Source organism: Knoellia locipacati, assembly GCF_044791685.1.
Lineage (GTDB): Bacteria > Actinomycetota > Actinomycetes > Actinomycetales > Dermatophilaceae > Knoellia > Knoellia locipacati_A.
On the sequence record NZ_CP087730.1, the window covers coordinates 2341244 to 2362776 of the forward strand.

A 21533-nucleotide genomic window follows, 5' to 3' on the forward strand; every position below is an offset into this window, starting at 1 on the left:
AACCAAAGCCCCCGCCGCCGATCGGATGCCGAGCGAAGCATCACAGCAATCCTGGACGCGGCCATCGAGGTCCTACCAACTGACCCGCACGCCAGCATGGCTGCGATAGCTCGTGCGGCAGGGGTCGTCAGGGCCACGATTTACATGCACTTCCCAACCCGCGAGGCCCTCCTCGAGGCAGTAACGAAGCGTGCCGTGGAAGAAGTGACACGCAAGGTGGCTGCGCAAGCCCCAGAACAAGGAGCTGCCGACGAAGCGCTCGTCAGGGTCCTTACCGCAGCCTGGGAGACGCTGGGACGGTTCCACGTCCTCGTGGCCCTCAACTCACAACTCCCATCCGCGGAGCTCAACACCCGGCTCGCCCTTCTCACCTCCCAGATCACCCCACTCATCACCCGCGGCCAGCGTGATGGGGTGTTCCGAGCCGACGTCCCCGCGTCTTGGCACCGCGCCGTCATCATCGCCCTGGTACACGCAGCCAGCGCTGAACTCCAGGCCGGCCGCCTCACAGAGTCAGATGTCCCCAGTGCGCTCACAGTGACAGTCCTGGCCGCCCTCGCCCCCCAGGACAGGAGCCCAGCGACGATCCACCAGTGACCGGTGAACCTGTGCATGGGCCTCTGGGCAGTGGCACCGCGTAGCGACCTCCTGCCACCTGGAGCCTTGCCGAGATGACCCGGTCCCCGACCCCCACTTCCCATTGACTTTAGGCAATCCCGATGCTGACCCAGACGACGCAAAGACACACCAACGACTAACCCGTTCGTTCCCGAATGGTCGCCGTGTTGACCGCCGGCCTGCTGACCGTGACGGCATTCCGGGCCGCCCTCACCTTCGGTGCGCCAGCCGACGCCAGTGTCTTGGGAGGAACCGACACCGGGCGACTCCCGGGCGCCCTACCGTTCGTGACCGGCCTCTCCGCTGGCGCATGCTCGTCGCCGCGCTGGTCGGGCTCGCCAATAGTGGCCGCGCCCTCCTCTCCTTCCCAAAGGCTGTCACTCGGGTCGAATGCTGGCGGCTCGGAGAGGTTGTCCCGAGTTCCGTGGAACTTCGGTGGCGGTCCGGTGAGCATCAGGCTGCGCTCACGTCTTGAGTGTTGCAGTCGGCACCGACAGTCTGCTCGGCGATTTGGCGTTCCAACGCGGTACGGAGAGCGGCGAGGTGGAGGTGGCCGTTCACGCGCCGGGACTGGCTCGATGCTTCGACCATACCCGCGGCGCACCAACGCAGGGGCCATCTGCCCGTCTCGCCAGCGCTTGACGTTCTTGGCGTGCTCTCGGCAGATCCCGATCATCGACTCGATCGCGTTGGTCGATCTCAACGTCCGGGCCAAGGTCGGCGGGAGGTCGAGGCGAAGCACGGTCAGCGTCTCGACGAGGCCCTCGCGCAGGCTTCCGGCCGGCGGCACCGGGATGGGTCTTGTCCAGCTCGCGGGCCAGTGCCTCGAGCAGCGCCTGGGCCTCGAGGGCGGAGTCGGCGTGATAGGCCGCACGCATCCGCTCCGCCACCGGGCCGCGCATCTTCTCGGGCAGGTGGTCACGAACGTTGCGCAACTTGTGGATCTGACACCGAGCGATCACCGGTGCGTCGAAGACCTCGTTGATCGCCGCGGCCAACGCCTTGGCTCCGTCCAGCACGACCAGGATCGGCCGGGTGACGTCGAGGCCTCGCTCGCGCAGCCCGACCAGCAGGCCACGGACCAGTGTGGTGTTCTCCGTGGATCCCTCGACCAGCGCGAGGGGATGCTTGGTGCCGTCGATGTCGATACCGAGGGCGACCACACACAGGTGGTCGGCGAAGTGGACCCCGTCGATTATCAACGCGACCAGGTTCAGCTCACTGAGGTCGGCGGCGAGCAGGTCGCCCAGCGCGTGCTCGGTCATCGCCACGAACTTCCGCGAGACCGCCGAGCATCCGCTCCATCGCCATCTTGCCGAGCAGCTCGGTGGAGTTGAACAACTCGTAGGCGGGCACCGGCACCTCGCCGGACCCGTCGGTGGCACGGACCCGCGGTCGGGTCACCGGCACCCGCCGGCCGCCCAGGGTCACCGAGCCAGCCTCGGCGCCGTGCCGGGTCGCCGCAGGGTGCGGGTAGTGCTTGCCACGCGGCCCACACACCGCGGTGACGTCGGCCTCCATCAGCTGGCCCCTCACCTGCAACCCTGCGCCGACCGCGAGGGCCAGCAGCCCCTCGCGTATGTCGGCCGTGATCTCCTCCATCGCCACGCTCACGTGTTCGGGCACGGCGAGCGCACTCGTGTCGGACGTCTTGGTCTGGTACTTCTTGGTCATAGCGGTCCCCTGTCTTTGGGTCGTCTTGGCGGACGCCCAACACCTACCGCAAGGCAGGCATCAGGCGGGGGACCGCCACCTCAAGTTCCACGAGACCCGGGACAACCTCGGAACGGGCAGGCCAAGGTTGCTTGATGCCCGAGTGGATCGCGCTGGTGTGGGTGTGCCCCCGGTGGCCGTTTGCTCAGTGGTCCATTCCGCCCACATAGAGCCATGGGGTCCCGACCATCGGGAGGGAGCACTCGGCCGGGTTCCCCTCGTCAGTCGGAACTGCTGGGTACGGTGCAACAAGCAGTCGCATGACATGCCGGAGCGGACGATTGCCCAGTGCGGAGGATGAATGGCCAAGGTGCGAGTCAGCGCGCTTGCCAAAGAGCTTGGAGTCACCTCCAAGGTCCTTCTCGAGCGGCTGAACAGCATGGGTGAGTACGTGAAGAGCGCGTCATCGACGCTCCAGCCCCCGGCGGTGCGACGAGTGAGGCAGTCCTATGGACTGAACCCGGATCCCACACCGTCTCACTCCCGGTCACCGCGGTTGGACACTCCTGGAAGGCCCGTTTCGGTCTCACCGCCCACTCCTGCCTCACGGTTAGGAGGATGGCGTGCAGGAGCAATCCCCCTGCCTCAGAACCCAGAGCTGAAGGCCGGGATCACGCGCCTCGGAGATCGCTTTCCGGCCTTCCGCGATCACCTGGATGCCCTCCGGGCACTCGGTTCTCAGGTGGTCTTCGCCGGGATGTGCCAGGAGAGGGGCTTCACAGGCTGTGGCGTCGCACTCGCCCGGTTCTCTGGGGCCATCGAGGCAGGTTTCGGCTTCACACGAGAGGTGATGCTCTTCTACAGCCCGCACCAAGACCTTCAAGGCCGCATCTTCGAGGTCGCCGTCCGAGAGCTGAGCCGCTCGGCGAGGTCTGTGACACCAGACACGTTCTTCATGTGGTCTCCAGATGAACGCTTACGTATCAAACTGAACGACTGGTCGAGACCCAATCGCTTGGCGATCCCGCTTGAGATCGACCCAGTAGACGAACTCTCCTTCATTACCCTGCTCCGTGACTACGTGTACGCGCGAGACCTCTTCTACGCGACCACCCCGGTGTACGGAGCCAACTTCTTCGGTCGGCGCACTCTCCTTCAGTCGCTTCGGGATGACGTGTTCAACCAGCGAGTCAGCGGCGTGTTCGGGCTCAGGAAGTCCGGTAAGACGAGCATTCTGATGCAACTTAAGGAAGAGCTGCGAGACGATCAGGTCGTCACGGTTCTTATGGACCTTGAGACCTTCCCTTCGCCCCCCGAGGACCCGACCGACGACATCGTTGCCGAGCTTCGCCAGCGGCTTATTGCCGAACTTAAGACGCACAAGCTCCGAACTCAGGAGCTGTCAGAACTCTCGGATCGTCCGTCGATCCTGGATCTCAAGAACGCGCTCCAGAAGCTCCTCAAACGGTTGGCTCGGGACGGTGATCGCATCCTCCTTCTCCTTGATGAGATCGAGTATTTGGCGCCCTCAGACCGCATCGACATAGCCGAGGGTGACATGCCCCGCATTTCACAGTTCTTGGCGGCGCTCCGCAGCGTGGTCCAGGAGAGCGATAACTTCACGTTCGTCTTGTCGGGCCTCACGAGTGCCATCGTCGAAGGCGGCAGACTGTACGGCCGCCCAAACCCCTTATTCTCTTGGGCCAAGGCAATTTACGTTTCCCCCTTCACGCGCGAAGAGGCCGACGGGCTTGCAACTACGGTGGGCGCAAAGATGGGAATCCAAATCCAGCCAGGTGCGCTGGAAGCCCTCCACGAGGCTTCGGGCGGGCATGCCTTCCTATACAGAAACCTCAGTTCTGCCGTCGTCGGACACCTGCCGAAGGACGATTTCCAGAGGGTCATGAGCAGGTCCGCGGTTCTCTTTGAGATCACGGACTGGAAGAGTCGGGTGCAGGGCAACATCGACGAAATGATCCAGCACGTCAAGCGCTACTACGCCACTGAATCGGTCATGTTAGAACTGCTAATGGACGACCCCGCCGACTTTGCGGAACTAGCCGCCACCGAGCACGTTGCCGTCCGAAGGCTAAAGGACCTAGGTCTAATTCACGAGTCGAATGGCGCCTTCCAGCCGAGTGTCGTACTAGAGCTCCGATGAGCCAGCCCGATTACAGCGAGTGGGTCGGGCTCCTTCGACAGAAGTCCCACGTTCGGAGCCTCCTGTTTCTTCAACTTGGCGCGGCGCACGAACCGGCTAGGCGAGCGCTGCGAGAGGCGGGCTTCGCGCTCGTCAGCGCTGCCGACGTCGCCAACCTGTCAGTTGATTCGCCCGAGTCACTGATCGTGATTGACGGGGTTGAGCAGCTGGTCAACGGCCGCAGCGATCTCACGCTGGGTCTCCTGCGCGAGCGCGCGTTTGCCTGGGTTGAAGCAGGCCGCCGCTGCATCCTTCTGTCCCGGGCGCCGAGAGCGGCCTTCCCGGCCGTTCCCGGGAGTTCGCTGCTGGACGACGCCAGCTTTGCTCATGGTCCTGATGTGCAGGCGCAGGACGTAAGTGAGTGGCCCACCTGCGTAATCGACGGCGCGGACCCCGATGAAGTGTTGCGAGGGGCGCTAAGTGAGCTCGGTGCAGAAGTCAATGCGGCCATGGATCGGGCCATCTTCGACTGCCTACTGACCGGCGGTGACGCAATCGGCATCCTTTCCGCTCGTGATATCGAAGCCATCGAGGCCGCCGGCCTGATCACTGCTCACGGCACAACCTCGACATGGAACTTTCCGACGCACCTAGTCCCCCTCAAGGAGGCTCTAGCGGACGTACTAGCGGAGCAGGTCCTGCCGCAGGAGCAACTTGGTGACGTCAGCCGTGGTCTGTGGCAACTCGAACGCCTCGTTCGGCGGGCAGTACGAAGAAGGGCTATCGAAGCATGGGGGACAACCTGGCGTCAGCACTGCCTCACCAAGGACCAGTCAGCCAAGGTCCTTGAGCGAGCTACTCAGTCAGCCTACCCGGCGGCGAACTCGATAAAACTCATCCGCGACCCGCTGGAATGGCTGAGTTTGGGCGAGCTCCTAGACCTTAAGCAGAAGTCGCAAATTGGCGACCTAGGAATACCTGACTATCTTTGGCGCAACTTCGCCGGAGACATCATGCCTATCCGCAATCGGCTGGCACACATGCGCACCCTTCACCCCGGCGATTCTGCCAATGTCGTCAAATGGCTCCGCGTTCTGGAGATCAAACTCGCTAAGTAGATTACGGGGTGCGGCCGAGCGGGTTCCTCAAAGTCACACGAGGGATGGCGGTGCTAGTTGCTGAGAGGGTTGGTGGTCAAGGTCCAGTTCTCGAGCGCGTGGCAACTGCGGCATGCTACTGAGCCGTAAGGGTGCAAGTTCGGTCCGGAACGCTTCGCGGTGTCCGGGCCCAATGAGCCAAGTGAACTCTGGACTGACTGTCCAGAGCCGCCAAGCGAGCTGGCGCTGCTCGTCTCCGCGCCGCTTCGACTCAACGGTTGGGGACTCGCGGCCAAATCGTTCAACCGCCCCAAGCTTGAGGACCGACAGAGCCGGTGTCGATCGCTTGGCTTCGCCAAGCACCTTCACGGCCCCATCGTCATCCAAAATGGCCAGGTCGAGTTGTAGCGACTTGGTCGGCAACTCAAAGAGCACCCGCTCGTGCGGATAGCCAAGGTCGAGGATCGCGTCGACGTATGCCGCGATCTGTGGCAGGTACTCGGCGTTGAACCACCCGCCTTCCGCTGAACGGGAGAGCAGCGCCCAATGCCCCTGAGGCGTTGGGCGGTCGAGAGTGTTGAAGCGCCCGTCGGGCTTCACCTCTACGAGTCCGGCCCGCACCCCGCGGAAGAACAACTCGACATCGCCGACATCCACTTGGTTTTGCGTCGCCAGGAGTTGCCCGGATCGCATCGTGAGGCGGTTGTCCGCGTAGAGCTCCTTCGATGCGTCCCTCAGTAGCTTCTCGAACGCGGGCGTTCCGAACATGGAACCAACGTACGCACCACCGCTGACAGCCGCCCGAACCCTCCAGTGGGTTACCACCCAGTCCCGCACAAGGTTCAGGCCGCCGGCTTCACCCGGCGGGCGCCGCTCCTATTCTGGATCGATGGAGGCAAGCACCGATCCTGCAACGCCATGCGCGACCCACGAACTTCAGTTCTGCGCCCTGTGCCACCCGCCGGCCAGGTCGTACCGCACAGGTCTGCGCGCAGTCGACGTCCCCTCCGGCTCTTACGTACAAGTCAAGGGAGGGAGAAGCGTCTACCACCAGCCCGACTGCTACAACGTGACTGGCGACTGGGATGGCGCCGATCAGGCACAGCTTGGGGCACTCCTGATCAGACCCCCCGAAGACATCCAGCGCAACGATCTTCGCCCAGCCCAGTGCTGTCAGCCACCCGATTTGCTTCGACATTAGGGGCACCGTCCGGTCAGTGACGACAGGAGGCGCCCGGTCAGCGGGCAGTGCGCACGAGCGTCATGTCGCCGCCTCGGATCTACTGCTCGCGCCCACTACTGTCAATTCCGTGTCTGACTCCTTCGATGGGGCGGAGAAAGCCCTCGCGCGTGCTACGAGGATGACGGACGACCTCGTCCGTCACCAAGACACCGAGGAGGCATTCACAGATCGGCTTCCATATGTGCTGGAACTCTTGGCCGGGGTGCGTCGCCAACTTGATGCAGTCATCCCGAGGGGTGGCGATCTTGGGGTGTGGTGGGCTGGGCAGCGGACAACGGAACGCGAGGCCCTGACGCAGCTCCGGCACGCGCAATTGAAGCGGCTTGAGTCCAATCAGGCCTCGCGCTGGCACACGCAGACGAACACTCCAGCGGGGCTTTGGCGCGGGCACCGCGTTAGTGCTGGGGACACAGTGAGTTGGATCGAGTGGCATTTCGTTGACGGCTACTTTCAGGGGCGCCAGGTTCTCGACGTGTTGTACGAAGCAGTGAGCGACTTACGAAACCTCATAGACGAGGCACGCCGAAGGTCACGCGAGTAGGTGACCGAGGTGCCACGAGCGCAGGGGGGCACCACACCTGGCTACACCTCAGTCCAGCGCGACTCCCAGATGCGTCACTACGCCGCCTGTCAGCCGGTCGCAGCTGTGCTCTCATTGTGCCTATGCATCGTCTCGCAGGATCGATCGCCATCGACGATCTGCTGGCAGCAATGAAGTCGACTCGGGCGGTGTTTCACTCCGAGGCCGATTTCCAACATCATCTTGCCTGGCAAGCTCACCTTCTAGACCCTCAGCTCCAGGTCCGTCTCGAGTTCCGACCGGACGCGGGGATCCGCGAATCAGTCGACGTGATGCTGGTGAGGCCCGATCTTGGCATGGCCACGTTCATTGAGTTGAAGTATCTCAAGGCAGCATGGTCGGGACTGGTGTCCTCTGAGCAATTCGACCTTCCCAACACGGGAGCACACGACATCGTCCGATACGACGTCATCAAGGACATCGAACGCCTTGAGCGCTTCGTTGACGGCCGCCCCTTCAGCAACGGGCTACTACTCTGCCTGACTAATGACTCCTTGCACTGGCGCGAACCCATCGGCATGCGCGCCACCATCGCCGAAGCCTTTCGCATCCATGAGGGAAGTCGCGTTCACGGAATACGCCAATGGGATCAGAGGGCCGGTGCTGGCACCACACGAGGCCGGACGTCCCCTCTGAACCTTCGAGGGCAATACGGCCTTCACTGGCTGCCATACTCGAGAATCGATAATGGACGCACCGGAGAGTTTCGCATCCTGGCCGTGGCCGTCGAGGCTGGCAGCCGCTGACGGTTGCTAACCAGGATCCGATCCACCCTGAACGCTAGGTCATTTCGAGGTTCGCCACATCTCTCATGGCGCCGGGCCCTCGCGTCACACCGCCGCGTGTGCGGTCCTGCCGTGAGCCGCAACTGCAAGTGCGTCGAACCGTGATGTTCACACCAGCACGTGACTAACGAAACACCAGCCTCGAGCAGGTGCTTCAGATCGATTAGGGCGTCCTCCGCGCGGTAGTGGAGCTTCGCGCCGGCAGGAACCTTCGGATTGACCCGTCGCAAGTAGTTGATTGTCTTCTTCTCACCGAGCACGAGGTCGCAGTAGGCAGCGGCGTAGCTCAGATGGAGCCAGTCGTTGAGGTCGTTGGCCTCCCACTTCTCGGTCGCGTTAGCGATCCGCAGATGGAGAACCTCACGCATCCGACCCAAACCGGGTGTCAGTGCAAGATCTTCCTCAGATCGATCGCCCAGCCACGTCCCGAACTCCTCGGGGGTCAAGCCTGCTTCCTTGGCGCTGGCCGGGAGATCGGTGCCGAGATCCGAGATGAAGCGGGTTCTCGTGAGGTCACGGATGCGCGCCTTGGCCTTGCCGTTGCCGGGAATAGCCGTGGCGAGGGGAAGGAACGACTGAGACCACTTCTCGACGACCTCTTTGCCGTCGTCTGGCATCGGGTCCGAGTCGATCAGCAGATCGGTTAGGACAGTGGCCCACACCTGCCGCTCGATCAGCCCGGAGATCTCCGGGCCGAGGTCGGGCGCGACAGGCTTTGCGCGCTCCATATCGAAGACCGCCCGCGGGGCGAGTGTCGCAACGTCGCTGATGGTCAGCGGAGCCCCCCCAAAGAGCGCGCGAAGTTCCGCTCGCCGTAGAGCCAAGACTGAGCGCATCTGCCAGCCCCGCGAGTAGCGCAGCATGGTGGCCGCGAGTTGGATACGTGAGGCACCTCCTCGTTTCGAGGTTTCCTTCAGGTGAGCGCCTGACAGCGGGATCACTACCCGTTCTTCATTAGCGGCCGACGCCAGCAGCTCGAAGAACTCGCGCTTGGCAGGAGCCAAAGGCTGCGGATCCTTCTCCCAACGGGCGAAATCGATCCAGTCCCGCTGATCCAAGTACACCGTTGGAAGTTCGCACCTGTCTTGCGTGGTACCCAGCTTCATGGTCAGCGTGTGACCGGAGGCGACGAATTCCATCCGTGACTGTTGAGGAAAAAACGTGGAGCTCGCCACGGCGACACCAGCCCCCTCGGGTCGAGACAGCGGGGCAGTGGCCACCATCAAGTCGTCTCGCACGAACGTCGCGGTCGCGGCGGCGTAGTCAAGCTTGATCGCGAGAATCCGGCTGAGCGGGTGCGCCCCGGACAACTCGAAGTCACCCATCTTTCCCCCAGGTCTCCGTCAAAAACGAACGGCTTCGAGGGTCTCACAACCCGAAGATCGACGAGGGAGCAATCGGTCATGTGTGCACCCGGACCCGCGCGAAGACTAGGCAGCGCCAATGTTGCCGTTGCGGGGATTAGAGACCGACTGCGTCTTACCGCCGCGTGGTGGCGCAGGGCGAAGGCGGTCAGCGGCTGCCCTTGCCGAGCGTGGGGAGTCCGCCTTGCATCACCCATCGAGGTTCGCTGTCAAACCCCACCGCGTAGTCGCCGCCCTGTTTGGGATTGCGACCTCGGCACGGTATGTCGCTAATGCTCGAGCGGTGGGGCAGTAGTCGGTTCGACCCATCGAGCCTAGTGAAGGCGCCACAGATTCGGCACTGACCCTGGATTGCAGACATGCACAAAGGTTCATGCCACCTTGGCTACTCGTCAAGGGGCTTTGCGCAGGCGCTGAAGCTTGCTCGGGGTACGAAGCAGGACTGGGCTAATGGGGCGAGCGCGGCGGGCCATCTCGACGACCCGCGTCACACCGCCGCGTGCGACAGCCCAAAGTTGGTGCTTTCCAAGGCCTTTGTGTCCAAGGTAGGAGGTGCCGGGTCGCGCCTGAACGGCAGCAGTTAGGTCGCTGACTCACTGGGCCACCGGCGTATCAACTCAGCAAGGCGCTGTGCGCATTGAGCGAGAGTCCACGAGTGCCGTGGAGTCCCTCCGGGCAGCACAGCGTGTCGAGCGCCGGCCCCGAGCACGTCGGGGTGATTGAGCGATCCCGTCAAGGTTCTGAGCTCTTGCTTGCTCCAGCCGGAGCGCTGCAGGAAGGCCTTTTCCGAGCCCCCTGCACTCCGCTTGAGGAACTCGAACACCTTGTACAGCAGAACCGCATCTGGCTCCCCGGGCTTCCCGAAAAGCGCCAACGCCGCAGCGTAGTCAGGGTCCCGGTCGGCAAGCCGTGAGATGTCGCCCACCGAAGATGGTGGCTGGCTGGCAGGTTCCACCCCGGTGCGCCAGCGGATGGATCGCTGGGAGAACACGGTGGCGAACCCGTCTGCCCGGGTGTCGTCTCGTACCCGATCCATGGACACCACTGCACTGGCGGATGGGTCCAGGACTCGCGCCATGGCGGTCAATTCGGAAGCGACCTTGCGCGCCTCGGCTAAGGCAGTCTGGGCGTTCTGGCAGTCCGCGAAACGGGTGCCGGAGGCGTAAAGCGTCCCGTCGGCCTCGTGTCCCAGCATGAGCTGGGTTTGGCCTCTGTACTGCTTCTCCAGCAGTTTCGTCGTGTACGGGTCTGCTTGGAGGTGGAGACGCCAGCCCATGAACCAGACGCTACCGAGGGCGGGCGGAAGAATCCGCGCGATGTAGGGGCCCACTGCAGTCAAGTGTCAACCCACTCTGGCCGTCAGGGCGTCGCCATGGCAGGAAGGATGGGCTGCGTCTCTTCGCCGCGAGTCCCCAGACCAGTCTGGGCCACTCGGCGCGCTGTTGACCGTCTTGCTATGGGAGTCCCTAAGGCGGAGGTGACGCGCCGTCGACGTGAGCCTCTTCGCCTCGAGGATTGATGCCTATGGCATCGCTCTCAACATGGTTCAGCTGCAGGCTGCAGAAGAAGCACTCGAAACCGAGGAAGAGCAAATATGCGTTGTTGCTGTACTCGTCTGGCCCCTCGTACTCGAAGTCGATCTCAACGTCCCAAATGAGCCAGCCACTATTTCCACAAGCGGGGCAGTCGTAGTTCTCGGTGACGTCGCCGGCGTGGGGAGTGCGATTGCCGAGCTCGGTGAGAACCTCCGAGGACCCCCCATCCGGGAGTCGAGCGACGAGGGCCTCGTACCGTTCCCGGGCGCGTTTGACCTTCCGCTGGGCAGCCGAGGACAGGGCCGCGTTGCGCTGAGCAACCTCTCGTTCGACCTGCTCAGCGACCTCCGCACCTAGGAAGGCTGCGCGGTCTCGAACGAAGCTGTCGACTCCGGCTAAGACGAAGTCGATGCCGGCGGTGACTTGGTCAGTGACTCTGGAATCGTTAATCGCGGCTGCGTGGGCGGCATCGTTACGGGCCTCCAAGGCCTGCTGCGCTGCGCCTACATGGGGACGTACCTGCTCGCAGACTCGGGCAGACAGGATTACCGCTTTCGCAGCCCCAACTGTCTTCTTGCCTCGGTACGAGTGGGGCTGCGCCGTGGCGACACCTCGCTCGACGAGTAGGTCAATCAGGACGTGGTGCCCATCTCGATCATCGAACAGCAGCCGAGGATCCACCTGAACCAAGATCGCCTTCGCCATCAGCTCCACAGCGGCACCTGCGTGGACAGCCGCATCCATACGAAGGTGTCGATCGGACGACCGGACCTTGTCGTTGGCGCAACGGGTGTGGTGCGAAGCAGCCGAATACAGACGCTCCACATCAGAAGGTTGCGCCGATTCTCGATGATGATCCCCCATGGCCGTCAGAGTAGACGTAGGCACTCCGTGAGGAGCCAAAGGTCGGTGCCGGATCGCTTGTTGGGCCGGCATGCGCCGTCCATGCCCAGCATTCCTCTATGGGGAGAAGAGCAGGGCCAGCGCTTGTAGGAGCAATGACAATCGCCCTGGTACTTCCGGGCTGCTCGTCAGGCGACCAGAAGTCACCTGACGAACATTGAAGGCGGCTTACCTGGCGATCAGCGAAGGCAATTTCGCCAACGCCTGCAGGTTTGTCGACGAGCAGGCCAAGAAGAGGGTTGGCGACCTTCGGCTCCGGTTGCGAGGTGGCCATGGCCAAGGAGTATCCGCCCGAGACACGCGCGAAGATGACCGACGTTGAGATTGCCATGGCTGACGTGGACACCTCAGCCGACATGGTCAAGATCCCCGAGCAGGCCGTTTCCTTCGGTGGCCAACCCTCGCACGACGGTGACACGACGCTCGTCAAACGCGATGGATTGTGGTGGATCACTGCCAGTAGCTGACAGCATCGCGCCGTCCGTAGGCCAGTCTCGGGCCAAGCTGGCTGATGGTCTGGAGGAACGCCCGCCCGTAGCCTCCCCGGTGCGTCTCAGCGCCGCATTCCGCTCACTCGGAGGCGATCGGCTGCCCGCTGGCCATGTAGTCGGAAACCCGCTGCCCGGGAGGCCCGTAGTGGAGCTACATCGGTTGGTGGCACAGGGGCGCGCCGGCTCACTCGACTTGTGGCTCCCGTTACACCAGCATTGAGGGCGTGGCGGAACCAAGTGATCCCAAGCGGGCGGTGCACGCGGTTGCCGATCTTCGGGCGTGGATCGCGAAGGACGCCTTGGCAAGGACCCTTCCGGCCTCGGCTGTCGATTGGGCGCGGTCTGCCTTGATGGCCTTCGATGAGGACGACTACGTGGGCGCCTGCATCGGTGCCGGGCAGGCAATCGAGCACTTGGCCAAGACACGGTTGCTCGACCACCCATCCAAGCTCGCCAAGCAACAGGATGGCAAGAAGGAGGACTTCGCTGCTTTCCTTGATGGGGTCGGTCGAGTCAATATCGTGACCTCGGGGACGTCCAGACCGTCCAGATCGGCGAGGCACTCAAGAATGCACTCGCGTTGGACGCAAAGGCCTTTCCTTCTAGAGAAGCAGCCGTGCTGCGGAACGGTCGAAACAGCGCTCTCCACCTCGCCTACGCGGACGTGGGCATGACAGTCAGTTCTATTGGCGCCATGGCTCGCGTGCTACGGCTCCTGCTCGGTGGTCCACAGGCAACCGCAGGCTGGTTGTCGATCTCGGAACCGATGGAGGCGCTCCTAGCTGCCCTCCCGCTGGTGGATTTGAGCCCTGAGGATGTCCGAAGTAAGGAATTGATGGCGGTTCTCGCCAAGAGGGATCTCCACGTCCTCATTGGAGAGTGGGCGGCTGCTCGAAGATGGGATGCGCTTTGGAGCCGAATTCCGCCCGAGCAGCTCCTGGCCATGACGACCGCGTCAGCTCCCTCGGGTGGGGACGACGGTTACCTCGGACTCTGCCCAACGGGCGGCCACCTCGCGTGGTTCTACGACGACTACGAAGAGGACGAGGATTCGGAATACGACGAAACCTCTCGGTACATGAGGCACTTCCTAGACCGCGTCGACTGCCCCCTATGTGGGCTGCGGCTTCAGTCGCCGGAAGAGCTGGATTACCACGGCCTGGAGCGCGACTTCGGCGTCGAAGAGTGGGTACGCGAGGAGCCGTAGGTAGCGCCCACGCGCACCTCGGGTCGCAGCCAAATGGCCCGTGAAACGGGCGATGCGCTCTCAGGCCCTGCGGCGAAGGTGACACGCCGGTGCGATTGGATCGGAAGTTTCAGCATGTTGGTCAACGCACCTGCGTCCTATCGCCGCGATCGTCCGGCTGCGTCATGACGCCCCGGCCTGGCCTTCTTCCTGCGCGCCGTCGCCACCGGCAAGACCTTCAAGGAGGCGCTGTACGACCTAAACGAGCTCTCTCGGATGTGGTGTGCCGGCGCCTGGTCGCTTGCGCTCGAGTGGCTTTCGAACGGGGACATGGACGCGCGGCGGGTGGGCCCTGTGGCCGAATGTCAGGGCAATTGTGCTTCTTGCTGAAGTACGCCATTCCGGATCTCGCGCAAAGCCTCGACCGTGCGCCGGACGACGATGTTCCAAGACTTCTCCCAGTCGCCGCGAACATGGTCGAGGTCCAATGCAACGAACGCCGGCTCCTGTTTGTGTGCACTGCTCGGATGGCCCGCGGCGTTCCGAACGGCGACCACGTGCTGAAGTGTCCCGATTGCTCTGATCGCCGGATGCTGATCATCCTTCAGGGAGTCAGTCAGAGATAGTCGCAGGCGGTGAAGGGTTCCAGCCTGTGGTGCGTCTGCTCGCGCCGGAACTCTCATGGTGGAGAGGACGTCGGTCAAAGCGGTGCAGCGGGAGTCGAACGTCTCTCGACTGTCGACGCTGTCGATCATGCTGGCGATGACTCCCAGGCGATTGACTTGCAGCAGTTTCTCGCTATAGATGCTCCTCCACGCAAGGTCCAGGTGATCGAAGGCGTCCGTAAGGGCAGCGTGAGGGACCGGACTGCTATCGATGTGGACGGTCGACCGTGTTCCGAGCGCCTCGTCGAGCGCCGCCAGGAGGTCCTGGATATCGGTGGCCTCACGGAACGCATGTGTGCGGAGTCGTGTCACGTCCCACGACCACGTAACGCTGTCCGTGTTGGTCTGAATACCACCGGCAGTAATCGGTTCCCGCTTCAGAATCCCCAAAAGCTGATCATCGGATAGAGAAGTGGACGCTCGCATGTTGACGGCTCTTACGAGGGGAGCGCCCTGAAGAACGAGGTTCTCAGCGCGGTCCGGATGCGGTTGGACCTCTCGCTGCCTGACAGCGGCCAAGTGCATGGCCGCGAGGAAGGCACGACAGAACCCCCCGGCCCAATGGCCGGATGCGTGACCGAGTCCGCCAACGGTCACCGCGATGCGGTCCCCCGGACCGGGTTCGATCCCGTGGCCGGAGTCGCTCCATGTCGGCCCGTACTGGTGAGTCCAACGAGGTAGGTCCTCCAGCGCCTGCGCGGCGTCGTAGCCAGCTTGGTCCATCTGGTGCTGGACGTATTGCCAGACGGGCCAACGACCCGCGTTTAGCCGGTGACCCTCGGTGATGATGTCGACGAGGGTGGCGGCGTCCAGTGGTAGGGGATCGGAAATGCGAAGCACTTGTCCATGGTGACACTTCGTCGATCATGTGCTCGCTTGTCCACGCAAGCGAGGCTTCGTAGTGAGAGCTGCTAAGCGCCTCAGCCCGATTCGCGGGCCAAGACACGCTATGGATTTGAGAGATCCCGTGCGTCACTTCGCCGCCGAGTGGACGTGACTGACCTTCGTCGCACTTCGGCTGCTCGCCACGTCGAGCAAGTCGTTGCAGTCGTAGTCGGAACGCAGGAGCAAGAGCGATTGGCAAACGGATCCTCCGGGCCTGGCTGGGCTGCGTCAGGCGTTCCCCGCAGCCCGGGGCACGGTGGGGGGGCTAGCTGCTGCCCGACGCATGTTCAGGGGAGCGATGGCGGAGAACAGTAGTTGCCGCAAGGGCACAAGCCCAGCCGATCGCGGCCCAACCGCCGACGGTCCCGAAGCTTCCGGCGTGCGTGGGGTAGCCGACCGAAAATCCCCCCATCCACATCACCGTCACGGCAGAGGTCCATGATGGGACCGGCCAACCAGAGATGTTGGTTGAGGCCAAGCCAGTTGTCAGCACAATGGCCACGGCCAAGGCCGCTTGCATCGGCCAGTGATCCAGACCGATCGTGATGTCGTCGGTGGGTGGACGTCCCTCACGCCGCCCAGCCACCATGTCAGCCGCATAAAGGGTTAGAGGGATAGAGGCGGCGACCGTGAGAAGCAGAGTTACTCGGTTCAGCGCGCCGGATCCGACGGCGGTCATGGCCGCTCTGGGCCTGAGCCCGATACCGGTGTGGCCGGATAGCAGAGCCAGAACGAAAGACGTGAGAAGCAGTCCAGCGGCAGGCAACAGCTGACGCCATTCCGGGACGACGACAGCGATGGTGCCTACGGCGAAGCCGACGAGGGCTACCTCTATCTGGGGAGCCATCCGTTCGGGTGCGAAAGCCGCAGACACGACCGGAGCTCCGACGAGGAACACGAACATGGCTCCCCAACCGGTCTCAAGGAGGTAGCTCGAGTCGAAACCGGGCTGACGGAGGATAGGTACTAGCAGATCGACGTAACCAAAGAAGAAGATCACCCAGAAGGCTGCGGCGAGCATTGCGAAACCACGCGCAGGCCACATCTTCGACATCACACAAGACTGCACCTGATCGGCACGACTGACCAGACCGCGCCCCGCGAGGCATGGTCAGCTGATGGAACGCGATATGACCGGTCAGCCGAGACGCGTGGTGCTGTTGACACGGCATGCTTACGCACGAATAAGGCGAGTACGACAACCGAGTTGCCACGTGAGGTGCGTCAAACCGCCGCGAGCCGGCGCTTCCGAACAGCGGCACATCCGACGACTCACGACGCCGAGCGCGGCAGCTCGCCGATGTGGCGAGCCTCAATGCCTTTGGGCACCTTCCTGGTCGTGTCCCTCTTCAGGAAATGGCTGGCTGCCCTCAAACACCTCGATGATCAACTCGTGGTCGGTGGCCGGTTCCGGGGGCTGTGGCGGGCCCTGCTCCTGATCAGTCTCCTCTTCAGGCATCTGCGTTCCCTTCTTCCTCTGAGTCCTCACGCAGCTCGCGTGCCTTGGTGCGAGTCTCTTCCAGCATGGCGCTGTCCCCCTCGACATCGTGGATCAACTCGGGATCCGGATCGAACGGGGGAGGACCTGGCTCGGGTTTGGACATCGACGAGTTCACCCCTTGCCCATGAGAGTTGAGGAGAGCAAGCCTAGGACGCTCACCACGATTGACGCGGCCAAGAGAACAGCCGCAGTCCGGAACCGCTTCGTCTTCTGGCTCATGCGCTGCTCGCCGCTGGCAAGCGTGAGCAGGTGAGAGTCGATGATTACCAGCCGAGTGCGGCTCGGATCCCGATGAATGTACTTGCGGCGGAGCACTGCTGGGTCGATGGTCTGACCCACAGCAGGCCACAACGCCCAAACAGCGCAGGCACCGCTCACAGTAGCGACAAGAGCGGAGAACAGTCCGAGCCAACTCACGTCGTTGGCGCGCAGGCCAACCACCACGCCCGCGGAGCCCAACACCAGGCCGGCCTTCGAATCGAGGGACGCTCTGCGGGCTCGCTGGTCCTCGATCGCTCGAAAGAGAGCCGCCTCAACCTCAGGCAAACTCGCGACTGAACGCGGGTCGAGTTCACCCCCATCGGCAGCCATTGTCCAAGGTTACGACTGACAGCGTTCGGTGCAGGGATATCGAGGTCGCGACGTTCCCGGGCCGCTCGTAGGGTGCTCCACTGACTGACCGTCCGGACATTAGGCGGCGGGAAGCCGCCGTGGCTGGGACGGCCTCGCTCGCCTCGTTCGCCAGCAGACATGCCAGACCACCCATCGGGCACCGCCGCGCCGGCTCGTCCCTTTCCGGCATTAGGGGACGGATAGAGGTGCGTCACACCGCCGCGATTGACGAGGTGTGTGTCTGCGGGCGATCATGACCAACCACGTCTCGAGACTCGCCGGTCAAGGCGCCGCAGTGCTTGACATTGCACAACTGCCTGACAGCGGCCCTACTTACGGGTCCGGCGTTGCCGCCCGCTCGGACTGCAGCTTCTCAAGCAGCAAACGATTCTGCTCCAAATGGTCCTGCGACAAAGGGACATCAAGGGCATCTGGCCGGGCGTTGCGGCGCTCGGCGGTGACGATCCAGGTCATCAAGACGAATGGCCCACCTAGCGCTGCCAGGTTTGGGTTGTCCTCGAGTTCTAGATAGGCCAACTCACGGTAGGTGTCGGCCTCGGCCCAGCTCAAGGTCTTGGCGACGGCGAGGCGTTCGCTGGGGAGCGGGAAGACCCCGGGTCCGCCGATCACCGGCATAGGTTCCTCAATGCCGTGGCGGGCGAGGTTGCGCTGCGCGTCGGTCATCCTGCCGGGGACGTTCAGGTCGACCAGGCGCCAGGTCATCGCACGGTCAAGATACTCGCGCACCTCGGAAGCTGTGGCGTGCGAGTGGGCCAAGCCCACCTCGTCGCGCACGAGCTTCCACACGGTTCTCGGCAGCAAGGCAGCCGCCCGCTCCCCAATCTCGGCGAGCTCCTCGTCTGGATCGTTTGACGGGCTGGCTTCGCGCTCGGCACGGGCCCAGGCCCTGCGCATGGGGTTCAGCTGACGCTGGATCAAGAAGGTCGCGGTCTCCCGCAGTGCCTCCGGGGAGAGGGAGCAGCCTTCGTCGAATAGGACGAGGGCGCAGTACTGCCAGGGGCTACTTCGGCGCGAGACCTGCCCCAGCAGTGCGGCAGCTTCCAACACTTCGTCGTTGTGCGTCAGGACGCGAGTTCCTCCGAAGCCGTCACGAATGACCTTGGCGCGGGGCAGAAGGCCCCTTGTACGCCAGCGCTCCAATTGCGTGGGGCTGACGCTGATGTCCGCTTCGGCCGCCAGGCGCGCGATCAACTCCAGGTCAGCGTCGCTCGGCTTGGATCGCACATGGCAATCTTCCTGTATGAGCACGCCCGCGTCACGCGCCCCCGCTCCTCGGCATTGCCCGCCGGACCGCGACTGCCAGACGTGGGCGTTTGTGCCGAGCCCGGATCCCGACGACCCAAGCAGCCACGAGCAGGTCGACGAGGAGGTCGAGGACGCGTGGAGCGCGGCGTCCACTTGGCTCGAAGCGGTGGACCAAGCCCTCGACGATGGGCACGGGCTGACCTCGCTGCTGCTCCCACACCCCCAGGCGGGGCGAGCTTCGGTTGAGACCGGGCTGGTCGACGCCGACCTCGTGTATGCGATCGTGGCAAGCGTCGAGAGGGCTGGCGAGGAGGTCGATGGGCTTTATCTGGGGCTGGTGGCCCAAGAGCCCTCGACGCGATGGATCGGCTTGGCAGGCTTCTTCTTGCCGGTCTGCGCGAAGTGTGACAGGGGCGGCGTCGCACGAGGCACCGACCGCATCCTTGACCTGACGAGCCGATCCGGGTTCGGTGAGATTCCGGGCTCCGCGATCCCCGAAGGCCTGCGCCCTGGACCGGGATGGTTCGACCGGGAGCGACTCCAGACTGTTGCCCGCCGCTCCACGGCTTCCATGCGGACCCCATGGTCCCCATGGCCACCGGCCGCGCAGGGCAACCTCCCCACCGCATTCTTGGTCCGGGTGGGGCCGGTGGTTACGAGCCTCAGCGGCCTGGTGCTTTGCGCCTCGGCGCAGGAGGCGTTGGGATTGCCTGAACTGATAGGTGAGCCGCCAGCCGCGTGGTCCTGAACGACAGGGGATCTGGGCTGGTTCCTCATCACCACTCGACATCGGCCCCGTGCGCCACGCGAGGTTCTGCTTGGACGCGGCGCGAGCCATGACTGGTGGACAAGCGACAACCCGTCCGTCGACGAGGCCCCCCGGCGACTCCACCGGGGTCATCTCCCCCGACAAGCGACTGAAGCGGAGGAGTCTGACAGATCGCGCTTTTGGGCCTTGGGCGGCAGTGGTGTCGCAACTCGTGCCGAGTTGCAAACGCTGCTACACACCCCCGCGTAATTGTTCTTGCCACACCCCCGCGTAGATAGACCGGTCCTGGGACCAGCGCGATGCGGATCATTGTGCTGGCAGCACTCGCTGCCTTGACCGCAAGGGTTCGCATGCCACTTCCTCTCATCCTAGGCGCCATCGCGCTCATCGCCGCCGGCGGAGGCGGGGCCACTGCCGGCGCCATCGGCGCAATCGACATGGCCGAGGCCAAGAAGGTCGCCGGTCGCTCGAGGGAGCGCTACGAAGCGGCGCTGGCCGGGCACGCCAAGCATGAGAAGAAGACCGGTGACCACCTCGCCTCCTACGGCCGGCGCCAGATCGAGGTGCAGACCACGACCCTCGCAGGGTGGGTCTCGTGGCTGGAGGCGAACGAGCGGAAGATCAAGAGGCTGGACCGGACTGTGGTGGACGGGCTCCAGGTCGCCAGACTTGACCTTCCGGCCCTGCGCAATCTGGTCAACCAGGGCAAGCTCCTCCAGGGCGGGGTCGGCGCCGCTGTTTCGGCGGTGGTGGCCCAACAGGCGGCGCTGAGCGGCGTGCGCGCTCTTGCGGCGGCCGGTACGGGTGCCGCCATATCCACGCTGTCCGGCGCGGCTGCCGAGAGCGCAACCCTGGCTTGGCTCGGTGGCGGCACACTCGCAGCAGGCGGCGGTGGCATGGCGGCCGGGGGGATGATGCTCACAGGCTTCGCAATCGCGCCCGCTCTGCTGATCGGGGGCATCACACTCGCCATCCAGGGTGAAAAGGCCCTCACCCAGGCCAAGCAGTACGAGGCCGATGTGAAGAAGGCGCAAGCCGAGATGGACCTCCAGGTCGACCTCATGAAGCGCCTGCGTCGGCGCTCCGACGAACTCCGGTCGGTGCTCGACCAACTGGACGAGCGTGCCAAGTCTTCGCTCAAGGAGCTCTTGAAGCTCGACTTCGACCCCGACCGCGACCTCGAGCACTTCCAGCAGACCGCCCTGCTCATGGCCGAGATCGGCCTGGTCCTGTCCGCCCCGCTCCTGGACGAGAACGGAACCCTCACCCAGGAGTCGCTCACAATCATCGAGAGGAACGCCGCATGAACACCAAGGCCCTGACCAGCCTCCCCATCGCCGGGAAGATCGTCGGCAACGTCGCCGGTCCTTTGTCTGCGGCGACCGTGCTGGACGAGATCGTCAAACTCACCGCGGAGTGGATCAACGTCCACGAGGAGGAGACCACCAAGAGGGTCCAGATCAAGGCCGACACCAAGGTCAAAATCGCCGAAATCCACGCCCGGCGCGACCTGTTCCTCACCCACCTCGACAAGACGTTCGACGAGCGCCAGAAGAACTTCGAAGTGCTCTTCGCGCGCCTGGACGACGCCCTCGCCAACAACCTCGAGGCTGTCGGGTTGATTCTCTCCAGCATCACTACCCTCGCCCTGAAGAGCCCCTTCGCAGACCTGCACGACCCAGTGGCCCTGCGTCAGAAGTTAGATGACCCCACCGCGGAGTGGGAAGTCTGACGCCGTCCAGCTTGCGCCCTTCTGCGACAAGCAAGGACGTATGCATCTGTACGTCGTTGACTCGTGATCGCTCCCTTTGGAACCGAACTTCTGCGGGGAGCAGCCGTCCTGAGCGGACGCAATGCCCCGATGTTCTCGCCCACGAGCAGGCAACAGGGAGTGTTCCGCCCACGGCTACGAGGTGGATGCCTCAATGGCTCGACAGGGGCAGATGGTTGCAGAAGCAGGGGGACCAATTGGCTCTGCTGATTCGGCAACGTGCGCTTGACCAACGGGGCGCAGCACTGCTCGATGTCGCTACCTCTCGCCAAACCTGACCCCATTCCGGAGACGCACGAGTATCCGAATGAACGGCGCTCGGAGCCATCGGGTTCAAGTCGCATCGGCGCTTGGCCCGGCCTCTCGGCAACGGTGCCCGGCCCACGGGCCCGTCTTCTCCGTGGAGCCATCAAGTGCGTCCTACCGCCGCGAGTCGACCATCCCGAGCGCGCCGGTCCCGGCGGTAGGC

Annotated in this window: 17 protein-coding genes and 1 pseudogene; 9 read left to right on the forward strand and 9 right to left on the reverse strand. The window is 63.8% G+C overall.

From position 1 onward, the window contains the following. The first annotated feature begins 144 nt into the window (after positions 1-144). Positions 145-597, forward strand: a complete 453-nt coding sequence (locus LL946_RS10795) for a hypothetical protein (RefSeq protein WP_404386961.1) — start codon at positions 145-147, stop codon at positions 595-597. 474 nt (positions 598-1071) lie between these two features. On the opposite strand, the pseudogene LL946_RS10800 reads toward LL946_RS10795, so the two are convergent. Continuing rightward, a pseudogene (locus tag LL946_RS10800) lies at positions 1072-2292 on the reverse strand (transposase). 340 nt (positions 2293-2632) lie between these two features. On the opposite strand from LL946_RS10800, the gene LL946_RS10805 reads away from it, so the two are divergent. Together LL946_RS10805 and LL946_RS10810 are read left to right on the forward strand one after the other, a co-directional pair. Further along, positions 2633-4432, forward strand: a complete 1800-nt coding sequence (locus LL946_RS10805) for a translation initiation factor IF-2 N-terminal domain-containing protein (RefSeq protein ID WP_404380498.1) — start codon at positions 2633-2635, stop codon at positions 4430-4432. Then, a complete protein-coding gene (locus LL946_RS10810) occupies positions 4429-5529 on the forward strand; it encodes a hypothetical protein (protein ID WP_404380500.1) in 1101 nt (366 codons plus the stop codon). The genes LL946_RS10805 and LL946_RS10810 overlap by 4 nt, the downstream gene beginning before the upstream one ends. A 33-nt stretch (positions 5530-5562) precedes the next feature. Here the strand turns inward: LL946_RS10810 and LL946_RS10815 are convergent, their stop codons facing one another. Then, the gene (locus tag LL946_RS10815) at positions 5563-6276 is read right to left on the reverse strand and encodes a hypothetical protein (RefSeq protein ID WP_404380502.1); all 714 of its coding nucleotides are present in this window, start codon (positions 6274-6276) and stop codon (positions 5563-5565) included. Positions 6277-7414: 1138 nt separating this feature from the next. Between LL946_RS10815 and LL946_RS10820 the strand changes: the two genes are divergently transcribed. Then, complete coding sequence (locus LL946_RS10820; protein ID WP_404380504.1) at positions 7415-8077, forward strand: hypothetical protein; 663 nt, start codon at positions 7415-7417, stop codon at positions 8075-8077. Here the strand turns inward: LL946_RS10820 and LL946_RS10825 are convergent. From LL946_RS10825 to LL946_RS10835, 3 genes are all read right to left on the reverse strand, one after another. Further along, the gene (locus tag LL946_RS10825) at positions 7990-9441 is read right to left on the reverse strand and encodes a hypothetical protein (protein WP_404380506.1); all 1452 of its coding nucleotides are present in this window, start codon (positions 9439-9441) and stop codon (positions 7990-7992) included. The genes LL946_RS10820 and LL946_RS10825 overlap by 88 nt on opposite strands. 619 nt (positions 9442-10060) lie before the next feature. After that, a complete protein-coding gene (locus LL946_RS10830) occupies positions 10061-10756 on the reverse strand; it encodes a hypothetical protein (protein ID WP_404380508.1) in 696 nt (231 codons plus the stop codon). 190 nt (positions 10757-10946) lie between these two features. After that, a complete protein-coding gene (locus LL946_RS10835) occupies positions 10947-11759 on the reverse strand; it encodes a hypothetical protein (protein ID WP_404380510.1) in 813 nt (270 codons plus the stop codon). A 425-nt stretch (positions 11760-12184) separates the two neighbouring features. Here LL946_RS10835 and LL946_RS10840 point away from each other — a divergent pair, with 425 nt between their 5' ends. Both LL946_RS10840 and LL946_RS10845 read left to right on the forward strand, forming a co-directional pair. Further along, positions 12185-12385, forward strand: coding sequence for a hypothetical protein (locus LL946_RS10840; protein WP_404380512.1), 201 nt, complete (start codon positions 12185-12187; stop codon positions 12383-12385). Positions 12386-13025: 640 nt separating this feature from the next. Beyond that, complete coding sequence (locus LL946_RS10845) at positions 13026-13616, forward strand: hypothetical protein (RefSeq protein ID WP_404380514.1); 591 nt, start codon at positions 13026-13028, stop codon at positions 13614-13616. A 344-nt stretch (positions 13617-13960) separates the two neighbouring features. Here LL946_RS10845 and LL946_RS10850 read toward each other — a convergent pair whose 3' ends face one another. From LL946_RS10850 to LL946_RS10865, 4 genes are all read right to left on the reverse strand, one after another. After that, positions 13961-15100, reverse strand: a complete 1140-nt coding sequence (locus LL946_RS10850; RefSeq protein ID WP_404380516.1) for a hypothetical protein — start codon at positions 15098-15100, stop codon at positions 13961-13963. Positions 15101-15410: 310 nt separating this feature from the next. Continuing rightward, positions 15411-16199: a hypothetical protein gene (locus tag LL946_RS10855; RefSeq protein ID WP_404380518.1), complete on the reverse strand. Its 789-nt coding sequence runs from the start codon at positions 16197-16199 to the stop codon at positions 15411-15413. Positions 16200-16757: 558 nt separating this feature from the next. Further along, positions 16758-17237: a hypothetical protein gene (locus LL946_RS10860; protein ID WP_404380520.1), complete on the reverse strand. Its 480-nt coding sequence runs from the start codon at positions 17235-17237 to the stop codon at positions 16758-16760. Between the two features lie 354 nt (positions 17238-17591). Next, the gene (locus tag LL946_RS10865; RefSeq protein ID WP_404380522.1) at positions 17592-18503 is read right to left on the reverse strand and encodes a hypothetical protein; all 912 of its coding nucleotides are present in this window, start codon (positions 18501-18503) and stop codon (positions 17592-17594) included. A gap of 16 nt (positions 18504-18519) precedes the next feature. Here LL946_RS10865 and LL946_RS10870 point away from each other — a divergent pair, with 16 nt between their 5' ends. The 3 genes from LL946_RS10870 to LL946_RS10880 all read left to right on the forward strand — a co-directional run bounded on the left by LL946_RS10870 (position 18520) and on the right by LL946_RS10880 (position 21025). Continuing rightward, on the forward strand, positions 18520-19272 hold the full coding sequence (locus LL946_RS10870; protein WP_404380524.1) for a hypothetical protein: 753 nt from the start codon (positions 18520-18522) through the stop codon (positions 19270-19272). A gap of 371 nt (positions 19273-19643) precedes the next feature. Further along, positions 19644-20600, forward strand: coding sequence for a hypothetical protein (locus LL946_RS10875; protein WP_404380526.1), 957 nt, complete (start codon positions 19644-19646; stop codon positions 20598-20600). Beyond that, positions 20597-21025 (forward strand): hypothetical protein, encoded by a 429-nt coding sequence (locus tag LL946_RS10880; RefSeq protein ID WP_404380528.1) that lies wholly within the window; start codon positions 20597-20599, stop codon positions 21023-21025. Before LL946_RS10875 ends, LL946_RS10880 begins: the two co-directional genes overlap by 4 nt. Positions 21026-21533 lie beyond the last annotated feature (508 nt).